Source organism: Candidatus Tiamatella incendiivivens (assembly GCA_015522635.1).
GTDB lineage: Archaea > Thermoproteota > Thermoprotei_A > Sulfolobales > Acidilobaceae > Tiamatella > Tiamatella incendiivivens.
Window position 1 is genome coordinate 1 of the sequence record WALW01000013.1, and the last position, 2,728, is coordinate 2,728.

A 2,728-nucleotide genomic window follows, 5' to 3' on the forward strand; every position below is an offset into this window, starting at 1 on the left:
TCGAGACCTACGGTATAATTATCATAGACTTCGGAATAATGTCCATTCCTTTTCTCCTGGGAAAAGAGAATCAGTACTCAAGACCGTCCTCATAGCCATTAAAGGCTCAGCAGAGCGGCTCTCCTCATTACAGCTACATTGACTAACCTAGTTTATAGCCTATTTTCCTAAGGAACCCCACTCTCTTTTTCCTGTCTTCAGGACCTTCAATGCCTACCGGCGTATAACCATCCACAACTCCTAGAAGGGCTCTTCCCTGACTAGTTTCTCCTATAACAAGCTGAATAGGATTAGCCGTAGCAGCATCAATTGAAACAACCTCCATCACCTGTTTCAACCTGTTAAGAACATTAATAGGCCAAGCATCTTTCAAGTAAACTACAAACATATGTCCCACGCCAGCCTTAAAACAAGCATCCGAGGCCAGTTTCTCCAGTTCATCATCGTTACCCTCATGCCTCACAAGTCTATCCTGGCTAGCCTCACAAAATCCTATACCGAACTTTATAGAAGGACAAGATGTAATTAACGCTTCATATATATCCTCTACACTCTTAATAAAATGGGTTCTTCCAACAATGACGTTAACACCCTCAGGAACCTGAATATCGATAACCTTTAACTCCATCGTCCATCAAGCCTCCAGTCTATTTATTCTCACTCAATATATACATAAGGCTTGATACATCTAAAAAGTCTCTCTGAATCAGAACCAAAAAATTTAATGAAGATTAAATAAAAAAGATGAGATGTGTCCAGGGCTACCTGACGTTCACTATTAACATCATGTACATTATAGAGTTGGCGTAGAGGAATACGTATTGATCTCCGCCTGCTTCGTTGCCCCATATTATGCTTGGATTAGTACCATAAATGGGGATCATTACTAGGAATCTTCCATGAGCATCATCGGAAGCATTTACAACAGTCTTTATCCACGACACAGTATGGAACTGTCTGAATAATGTAGCATTCACAGTTATTGTACCGGTGGCACCATCTAACGGTAACACAATCACACCATAATTATCAACTTCTACCTCTCCCATATTACCAGTATAGACGAAACTATTCTTGGTCACAGCAGATCCTTGTCTGACGCTTACTAAATTATTGGAATACGAGCGATACGCGTTAAGCTGAATTGTCGGCTGATCCATACCTGTCGCAGAGAATACCTGATGAACAACCACCCAGTACAACAGATAACTATTATCATAGTTATCCAGCGGCGTCGGACCAATAGGCGCTATAACACTTGCTTTAGTAGTCGAGGGCCAGTCAAAATAATCATAAACTGCTCCAGTTAAACTTATAGAGTCCTTTAATGCTAATACAGAGCTGTCAACCCACTCTGGGTATCCTCCGTAGAACCATGTTGCCAGATAATTATATCCTGATCCAAGTACTCCTATATCGAAACTCGATGTAGGGTTCCTCCATGACACTGATACTTCTAGTGCTCCTAGTCTAGCATATCCGTTGTCAATCAATACTGGGAATGTTCTCCAGTCTCCTACTTCAGGCCTCCAGCTCTGGTCTAGCGCGTTTATGTAGTTATAGTTGTTGTAGAACTCGCGGCTATAATGTGGTCTAATAGTCACTCTAGTGTGTCTCATATCTACTATTGCGGGCACAGCTATTGATATTGGAACCATTGTTGTGCTAGTGCCGTCGGATATTTCTAGGTATCCTTCATATACTCCAGGCTTTGCTGATCTCGGGACAGTTGCAGTTACATCTAATGATCCAGGTGCGGATGCTTCCCTCGCTACATGGATCCATCTCCAGGTATACTTATTGTATAGCTCTATCGTCCCAGAGACAGACACTACATTATGTCCTCTATTTTCCTCGTTATAGTAGTTGTTTGAGAAGATTCTGTAATCTATTATTGGGGCGCTTGTAGCGCTTGAGGCGTCTATGCCAAATTCATTGTATAGGAAGCTTAGTATATTGTTCCTAGTTATTTGGAAGGCCTCTTGTAGGTTACCTACCTGTATCTGATACGTGTTTCCTTCACGTATATCATATTGTATTCTACCGGTTTCATATGGCTCTACCTTGTTGTCCCTGGTGAAGTCTACCCAGTAGCTAAGCTCTGCACCCATATACACCATAGAGCTATAGTTGCCGTTTCTTCCATACGGATCCATTACATTGTATGGATATGATATGGTGATCCTTGCTAGATCTGCATTTAGTATTTTCCCAAAGATTGGTCTAAATGCGAGTAGCAGTCTTGATCCGGGTGGCAGTTTTGCTAGATCCAAGTATAGGTGGCTCCCAGATATCCATGCATAAGGTCTACCGAACGGTACGAAACCTTGGCCGGGAATATAGATCTGGGACATCCTAGTATCAATTAACCTCCATACAGGCATACCGTATCTCTTCCTTAGATAAACAGCTTTGACAGAAACATCCTTCGAAGACCTTGGAGACAGCAGGTTTAGATTCATAGTCTTTGAAGCCCCAGGCTTTATCACACCGAAATACAGTGATGTATCAAAGGAGTTACTCAGGAACTGATCTACCCATTCTGTAGATGTTCCGAGTAGTTGACCCATAGTTTCATCAAATAACGTAGCTATGTTTGACACTGAATCACTGCTATATGCTAGTACTCCCTTACCCTCTTCTATGAATTGTATAGCTTTAGTTATATTAACATGACCGCTTCCCTGGGAGAATGGATCATATCCCATATCGCTAGCTGTGCTCTTAA

2 protein-coding genes are annotated in these 2,728 nt (G+C 41.8%); both read right to left on the reverse strand.

Going from position 1 to position 2,728, the window contains the following annotated elements:
- Positions 1-142: 142 nt before the first annotated feature.
- Complete coding sequence (locus tag F7B60_02880) at positions 143-628, reverse strand: adenosine-specific kinase (GenBank protein MCE4614461.1); 486 nt, start codon at positions 626-628, stop codon at positions 143-145.
- A 133-nt stretch (positions 629-761) separates the two neighbouring features.
- Positions 762-2,728, reverse strand: a 1,967-nt coding sequence (locus tag F7B60_02885; protein ID MCE4614462.1) for a hypothetical protein, incomplete at its 5' end; no start/stop codon positions are given.

Excerpts from the sequence above, each read along its gene's own strand:
- F7B60_02880 (MCE4614461.1), bottom strand. The coding sequence starts at position 628 with ATGGAGTTAAAGGTTATCGATATTCAGGTTCCTGAGGGTGTTAACGTC.